Raw genomic sequence first — 7,549 nt, 5'->3', positions numbered from 1 at the left:
CTTGGCCGCGTGTGGCGAGGACGAGCCCGTCGAGCCGACCTCCTCGACCACCGTCTCACCCCTGCCGGGCGACTCCTCCACCACCAGCGCATCTGGGTCGAGCACGAGCTCCTCGTCCACCAGCGCAAGCAGCGACGGGCCTGAGATGCCCAGCGATCTGCCCGACGCTGCCCGCGAGGAGACCAAGGCTGGCGCTGCGGCCTTTGGGAAGTACTACTACGAGGCCTTGGGCGAAGCTAGCCACACGGGAGAAACCAGCTCCGTCAAGCAACTGGATGCCAAGGACTGCAATGTGTGCAGCACCGCGGTCAACAACATTGACAAAGAGCACGCCAAGGGCTGGTCACGGAGCATGAATCCCTACACAGTCTCTCGAGTCAAGGCTGTCGAACGTCCCGACACTGGCTACAAGGTGTCGATGGAGGTGAAAGTTGCCGCCCACAAGCGCGTGGACAAGGACGGCAAGGAAAACGGCAACGTCAAGGCAATCAACTACACACTCACTGAACACGTGATCTGGCAGGACGGCCGGTGGCAGATGCTCGATTGGATCGTCACGTGACAAAGCACATCGTCACCGTGGCGCTCGCCTCAGTCTTCACTGTATTTCTCTCGGTGCAATCAGCTGCAGGCGACGAGGACCCCGATGTGGACATTTCTGACATCGGCGCTGAAGCCTCTGTGGAAGAGCACCATGTGACTCCCGGCGCGAGCCCAGGCCTCCTAAAGGGCGCGCGAACCGGTGGCGCCCCGGCGCTCCCTTCTGGTCGGGCACTGTCGGCCAACATCGTCTCGACCGACATCAAGGGCGCCAAGCCCAAGGACAAGGTCCAGGTCAAGTACGACGACTGCGACAACTCCATGAGCGAGTGCACCGGTACCCGCGCGGGCTGCTCGACCCTCTCCGGCAATCCCAACTACTTCCAGCCGCCCACCGTCACGTACGTCAGCGTCAACGACGGAGCGTGGGAACCCACGAGACTCTCATGCGGCGTGCCCGACTCCGTGACCATCGACCAAGGCCCCGGTCAACCGCCTCTGGTCGTCCCGATCCAGGCCCCACCGGTCCCCACTCTCGGCCAGATCCAGACCGCCTTCAAGCAGCTCCCCTTCAGCAAGCCGAGCGTCACCGTTCAACCCGTGGGCATGAAGACCCTCAAGAACCTCAAGACCTTCTATGCCGCCAACTGGCCCGACAACACCGACCTACAACCCGGCGACACCAGCCAACCCGTCAAGCTCCTGTCGTGGACCATCGAGTTCACAGTCGACGCCCAGGACTACCGCTACGACTTCGGCGACGGCACCCACTCCAACTGGACCACCAGCACCGGAGGCACCTACCCCGACGGCGACATCACCCATACCTACACCGACACCGGCACCGTGAACATCAAGGTCGACGCCCGCCTGACCGGCCGATACCGCGTCAACGGCGGCACCTGGCAAGACATCGCCACCACCGCCGACCTCCAAGACGAACCAACCGACACCCTCACCATCGTCGGCACCAAAACCCGCCTGACCACCGAAGGCTGATTCACACCACGAGTCACGACGGAGGCGCAAACAGACCGCTCTGCCTCTACGCCTCTTCCATCGCGCGGCGGCGGACCTCGGTCTTGAACCCCGCCCGCAGTGCCTCGATCGGGGTGGGCCCGCCGGGCAGCGTCTCGTCCCGGGCAAACATCCACTCGATGATCTCCTCGTCGGAGAAGGCGGCATCGCCCAGCACCGTGAAGGTCCCGACCAGCTCGGGCAGAGGCCCCTCCGCCCCGAGGAAGGCCTCCGGCACGTGGAGCACATTCCGCTCCCCACGGCGCAGGGCGATCAGCTGCCGCTCATCGACCATCCGACGCACATCGGACAGCCGCACGTCGAGGCGCTCCGCGACCTCGGGAAGGGACAGCCAGGTCTCAAGATCAGGGGTGTCATTCACGCCGGCCAGTGTGTCAGAGCCAGCCTCGACCGCCATACACCGAGGCGTGTCACACGCCGGACGACGCGCGATCCGCGCTCATCTTCGGTACCGTCGACGCAGAAGCCACATCCGTCACAGCAGCAACAGGCGCCACAGTCGCCATGTCTCCCGCCCCAAGGGCGTTCCCCTGCCCCCGACATCGGAGTCCCCCACATGGTCCTTCCACTCCTCGTCACCATCCCCGCCGTCCCCGTCACCCCGGTGATCGACCTGTCTGCCGAGACCACGACGCAGACGTCCGCCACCCAGAGCGCACGGCACCACACCGTGCGCGACGGCGAGACGATCTACGACATCGCGGCCCGCTACCGCATCTCCCCCTCGGCCCTGCTCTCACGCAACAGCCTGTCGGCCGACGAGTTCATCCACCCGGGACAAAAGCTGCGGATCCCTGGCCGCTCCGGCTCCACCTCCCCTTCGTCCTCGAAGCCGTCACGCTCCGGCTCCACCCGCACCTATGTCGTGCGCAGCGGCGACACCCTGACCGGGATCGCCGCCCGGCACCACATGAGCGTCGAGCGTCTCCGCTCCCTCAACGACCTCAGCGGCACGTTCATCCACCCCGGGGACAAGCTGCGGGTCACTGGCACGGCTGCCAAGCCGGCCAAGCGCGCCACGTCCAGCCGCACGTCGAGCACGTCCACCCACACGGTCCGCGACGGCGAGACCCTCAGCGGTATCGCCGCGCGGCACGACATGAGCGTCGCGCGCCTGGCCAAGCTGAACGGCATCTCCAGCGGCGACTTCATCCACCCGGGGACCAAGCTCAAGGTCACCGGCACGCCCAAGAGCTCCTCCCACGCGACGCCCGCGAAGAAGAACAACACCTTCGCCGGCCGCACCTACTCCGACACGATCGTCGACGCCGCTGACCGCAACCGCCGCACCCTCTCCACGCGCTCCGTTCCGAGCCGCGCCGAGACCAAGGCCAAGATCACCCGCATCTCGCGCAAGCACGGTCTCGACCCGTCGATCGCTCTGGCCATCTCCTACCAGGAGTCCGGGTGGAACCAGCGCCAGGTCTCCGTGGCCAATGCCGTCGGCACGATGCAGGTCATCCCCAGCACCGGCGAGTGGACCTCCCAGATGGCCGGCCGTCAGCTCGATCTGCTCGACACCGACGACAACATCACCGCCGGCGTCCTCCTGCTCAAGGTGCTCACCCAGCAGGCCGACAGCACCGACGAGGCCATCGCCGGGTACTACCAGGGTCTGGCGTCCGTGGAGTCCAACGGCATGTACTCGGACACCAAGCAGTACGTGAAGAACGTCAAGGCGCTCCGAACACGGATGTGACGGATGGACGAAGGGGGCGAACCTAGACTTTGGGCGTGACCACCGCATCCACCCACCCGCTCGTCGGCGAACTCGTCGACGGCCGGTACCGGGTCCTGCGCCACCTCGCCGACGGCGGGATGGCGACCGTCCTGCTCGCCACCGACACCCGGCTGGACCGGGAGGTGGCGCTGAAGGTCATGCGCCCCGATCTCGCGGCAGACGACACCTTCGTCTCACGATTTCGTCGCGAGGCCCGCTCCGCGGCGCGACTGAGCCACCCCAATGTCGTGCCCGTCTTCGACCAGGGCGAGGACGGCGGTCAGGTCTTCCTCGCGATGGAGTACATCGAAGGCCGGACCGCCCGGGCAGTCATCGACGCAGAGGGCGCCCTCACACCGCGGGCCGCGCTCGACATCCTCGAGCCGGTCCTCACCGGCCTGGCCGCCGCGCACGAGGCCGGCTACATCCACCGCGACGTCAAGCCCGAAAACGTGCTCATCGCCGACCGCGGCCCGATCAAGGTCGCGGACTTCGGGCTGGCCCGAGCGGTCACCTCCCAGACCACCACGGCCGAGGACGGCGTGCTCTTCGGCACCGTCGCCTACCTCTCCCCCGAGCAGGTCGAGCGGGGCATCGCCGATGCGCGCAGCGACGTCTACGCCGCAGGGCTCATCCTCTTCGAGCTGCTCACCGGTCAGCGCGCGGTCGAGGGCGAGTCCCCGATCCACGTCGCCTTCCAGCACGTCCACGGGTCACTGCCCGTGCCCTCTGAGGTCGTCGACGGACTGCCGCCCGAGCTGGACGACCTCGTCGCCCTGGCGACCCACCGCGACCCCGACGAGCGACCCCGCGACGCAGGTGGCTATCTCGCCGAGCTCCAACGGGTGCGCGCCGATCTGACCCCTGACCAGCTGGACCGTCGCCCACCGGCCGAGCGCCGAGCGGCCGTGGCAGGCACGGCGACCATCGCCCACGCCCGACCGCGACCGACGACCGCCATCGCGACGACCGCCGCCGGCAGCGGTCGCGACGACACGACGACGGAGCAGGTACCCCCTTCGCGACGCCGTCGACGTGGCCGAGGTGTCCTCGTGGCCCTCCTGCTCGCCGGACTCATCGCGGCCGGCGGTGGCTGGTGGTGGACCCAGGAGGGGCCGGGCAGCACGGTCCTCGTCCCCGAGCTGGCCGGTCAGTCCCAGGAGGACGTCGAGTCCATCCTGACGCAGCACGAGCTCACGCTCACCGAGCAGCGCGCCTTCGACGAAAAGGTGCCGGAGGGGGACGCGATCACCTCCAACCCGCCGATCGGCACGCAGCTGTCCAAGGGCAGCGATGTCACCGTCGTCTTCTCCAAGGGCCCTGAGCGCTACGAAGTCCCCGATCTCGACGGCCGGACCACCTCGCAGGCGACAGCAGACCTCAAGGCGAAGCACCTCACCATCGGCACGACGTCCCAGGCATGGGACGCCGAGGTCCCCACGGGGCAGGTCGTCTCCTCCAGCCCTGCCGCGGGCACGAGCCTCAAGCGTGACGCCACGGTCAACCTGGTGATCTCCAAGGGCCCCGAGCCGGTCGCCGTCCCGAGTGTCACCGGCAAGTCCGCGGCCGATGCCACGACCGCCATCGAGGACGCCGACCTCGAGGTGACCGAGGCCGACGAGGTCTACTCCACCTCGGTGGCCAAGGGCGCGGTCGTCAGCCAGAGCCCCACGAGCGGGACGCTCCTGCCCGGGGAGACGGTGACGATCACGGTGTCCAAGGGGCCCGAGATGGTGGCGGTCCCCGACGTCAACGGCCTCAGCCGTGCCGCCGCGACCAAAAAGCTGCAGGACGCCGGCTTCAAGGTGTCGGTGCAGACCTTCCTGGGTGGCCCCCTCGACGAGGTCCGCGCCTCCCGCCCCGGCAGCGGCAGCGCTCCCAAGGGCTCCACCGTCACGATCCTCGTCGTCTGACCACCCGCCCCGGGCCCACCCCCTCGCTCAGACGCTGATGGCCCGCCACCGTGTACCGGTGACGGGCCATCGATCGTGGCTGGGATCAGCGCTGGCTGAGCATCTCCGCGGTGAGGAAGGCCAGCTCGAGGCTCTGCTGGTGGTTCAGACGCGGGTCGCAGACGCTCTCGTAGCGCTTGTTGAGGTCCTCGTCGAGGATCCGCTCGGCGCCGCCGAGGCACTCCGTGACGTCATTGCCGGTGAGCTCGATGTGCAGGCCACCCGGGACGGTGCCGAGGGAGCGGTGCACCTCGAAGAAGCCACGCACCTCGTCGACCACGTCGTCGAAGTCGCGGGTCTTGAAGCCGGACGTCGACTCGAAGGTGTTGCCGTGCATCGGGTCGCAGATCCACGTGACGATGGCGCCGGAGTCACGGACCTTTTCCACGATCGCGGGCATCGCGTCGCGGATCTTGCCCGAGCCCATCCGGGTGATGAAGGTCAGACGGCCCGGCTCGCGGTGCGGGTCGAGCAGGTCGATGATCCGCAGCAGCTCGTCGGGGTCGGCCTTGTCCGAGACCTTCATCCCGATGGGGTTGCGGATCCGGCTGACGAAGTCGAGGTGCGCGTGGTCGAGCTGACGGGTGCGCTCCCCGACCCACAGGAAGTGGCCGGAGGTGTCGTAGAGGTCGCCGGTGCGCGAGTCGACGCGGGTCATCGGCCGCTCGTAGTCCAGGAGCAGCGCCTCGTGGGCGGACCAGAACTCGGTCGCCCGCATCGCCTCGAAGTCCACCCCGCAGGCGGCCATGAAGCGCATCGCCTTGTCGATCTCGTGGGCCAGGCCCTCGTAGCGGCGGTTGGCGGCATTGGAGACGAAGCCGACATTCCAGTCGTGCACCCCGCGCAGGTCGGCGAAGCCACCCTGGGTGAAGGCGCGCACGAGGTTCAGCGTCGAGGCGCTCGTGTGGTATCCGCGCAGCAGACGGCCCGGGTCGGGGTTGCGCGACTCGGGGGTGAAGGCGAAGTCGTTGACCATGTCGCCGCGGTAGGCCGGCAGGGTCACGCCGTCGCGGGTCTCGGTGTCCTTGCTGCGGGGCTTGGCGAACTGGCCCGCCATCCGGCCCATCTTGATGACGGGCATGCCCGCGCCGTAGGTGAGCACGGCCGCCATCTGCAGCACGGTCTTGATGCGGTCGCGGATGTTGTCGGCGGTGGCGTGCACGAAGGTCTCGGCGCAGTCGCCGCCCTGGAGCACGAAGGCCTCACCGATGGAGGCCGCGGCCATCCGGTCGCGCAGGTTGTCGCACTCCCCCGCAAAGACGAGGGGCGGATAGGTTGCCAGCTTCGCGACGGCGTCGTCGAGGACAGCACGGTCGGGCCAGTTGGGCTGCTGCGCTGCAGGCAGGTCGCTGGTGATCGTGGCTGGGGACATGGAGGAGGGCACTGCGGTGGTCACCTGCCAAGGATAGGCCGCGTCCTCCGCAGGCCGTGCACCCGTCCAACCAGAGGACGAAGGGAGGTCACTCCGGCTGGTCGAGGCCCCGGCTGATCGCGAAGCGGGTCAGCTCCACCCGGTTGTGCAGGTGGAGCTTGCCGAGGATGTTCTGCACGTGGTTCTGGACCGTGCGGTGGGACAGGACCAGGTCGGCCGCGATCTCCTTGGCGGTCATCCCCATGGCGACATAGCGCAGGATCTCCGTCTCGCGCTCGGTGAGCTCCGGGACCCGTGAGGTCTCCTGCGCCGGCTCCGGCTCGGTGCGAGCCCGGCTGCTCATCTCACGGAACTCCCCGAGCACGAGCCCGGCGAGGCCCGGGGTGAAGACCGCGTCGCCGGCGCCGGTCGCCGTCACGGCGTCGCGGATCTCGGCGGGCGAGGCCGACTTGACCAGGTAGCCACTCGCCCCGGCCTTGACGGCCGCGAGGACGTCGTGCTCCTCACCGCTCGCGGAGAGGATCAGCACCTTGGTGGTCAGGTCGCTGATCGCCGTGCACACCTCGTCACCACGCAGCTCGGGCAGGTTGAGGTCGAGGACCAGGACATCGGGCACGGTCGCCCTCGTGCGCCGCACGGTGGAGGGACCATCGGCCGCGGTGCCGACGATGTCGAACCCCGCCTCCTCGAGGTCGCGGACCAGGGCGTCTCGCCACAACGGGTGGTCATCAGCGACGAGGACCGTGAGTGGGGTGGAAGGCTCGCTCATGGGGTGGAGCCTGCCACGTACGGTGCCGCGAGGGTGAGCGTGACCGTCGTGCCTCGACCGCCCGGTGAGCGCCAGCTCGCGTCCCCGCCGAGATCGAGCATCCGGCCGCGGATCGAGCTGCTCGCCCCGAGGCGGCCCTCCTCCACGGCTCGCACGAG

7 protein-coding genes are annotated in these 7,549 nt (G+C 68.4%); 4 read left to right on the top strand and 3 right to left on the bottom strand.

Going from position 1 to position 7,549, the window contains the following annotated elements; all coding sequences use genetic code 11:
* The first annotated feature begins 145 nt into the window (after positions 1-145).
* Positions 146-562 carry a DUF6318 family protein gene (locus JLI01S_RS16080; RefSeq protein WP_068266574.1) on the top strand — a complete coding sequence of 139 codons (417 nt, stop codon included), beginning with the start codon at positions 146-148 and terminating at the stop codon, positions 560-562.
* The gene (locus tag JLI01S_RS17590) at positions 559-1,539 is read left to right on the top strand and encodes a hypothetical protein (RefSeq protein WP_068266571.1); all 981 of its coding nucleotides are present in this window, start codon (positions 559-561) and stop codon (positions 1,537-1,539) included. Before JLI01S_RS16080 ends, JLI01S_RS17590 begins: the two co-directional genes overlap by 4 nt.
* A 46-nt stretch (positions 1,540-1,585) precedes the next feature.
* Here the strand turns inward: JLI01S_RS17590 and JLI01S_RS16070 are convergent, their stop codons facing one another.
* Positions 1,586-1,939 carry an Rv2175c family DNA-binding protein gene (locus JLI01S_RS16070; RefSeq protein ID WP_084349515.1) on the bottom strand — a complete coding sequence of 118 codons (354 nt, stop codon included), beginning with the start codon at positions 1,937-1,939 and terminating at the stop codon, positions 1,586-1,588.
* Between the two features lie 195 nt (positions 1,940-2,134).
* Between JLI01S_RS16070 and JLI01S_RS16065 the strand changes: the two genes are divergently transcribed.
* Positions 2,135-3,277: a LysM peptidoglycan-binding domain-containing protein gene (locus tag JLI01S_RS16065; protein ID WP_068266566.1), complete on the top strand. Its 1,143-nt coding sequence runs from the start codon at positions 2,135-2,137 to the stop codon at positions 3,275-3,277.
* 35 nt (positions 3,278-3,312) lie between these two features.
* Positions 3,313-5,211 carry a Stk1 family PASTA domain-containing Ser/Thr kinase gene (gene pknB, locus JLI01S_RS16060; RefSeq protein ID WP_084349514.1) on the top strand — a complete coding sequence of 633 codons (1,899 nt, stop codon included), beginning with the start codon at positions 3,313-3,315 and terminating at the stop codon, positions 5,209-5,211.
* Positions 5,212-5,296: 85 nt separating this feature from the next.
* Here the strand turns inward: pknB and JLI01S_RS16055 are convergent, their stop codons facing one another.
* Together JLI01S_RS16055 and JLI01S_RS16050 are read right to left on the bottom strand one after the other, a co-directional pair.
* On the bottom strand, positions 5,297-6,622 hold the full coding sequence (locus JLI01S_RS16055) for a class II 3-deoxy-7-phosphoheptulonate synthase (protein ID WP_068266578.1): 1,326 nt from the start codon (positions 6,620-6,622) through the stop codon (positions 5,297-5,299).
* An 88-nt stretch (positions 6,623-6,710) separates the two neighbouring features.
* A complete protein-coding gene (locus JLI01S_RS16050; protein ID WP_068266559.1) occupies positions 6,711-7,391 on the bottom strand; it encodes a response regulator in 681 nt (226 codons plus the stop codon).
* Positions 7,392-7,549: the final 158 nt, after the last annotated feature.

Origin of the sequence: Janibacter limosus NBRC 16128 (genome assembly GCF_001570985.1) — a bacterium.
Classification (GTDB): Bacteria; Actinomycetota; Actinomycetes; order Actinomycetales; family Dermatophilaceae; genus Janibacter; species Janibacter limosus.
This window is presented reverse-complemented; position numbering and strand designations above follow the sequence as displayed.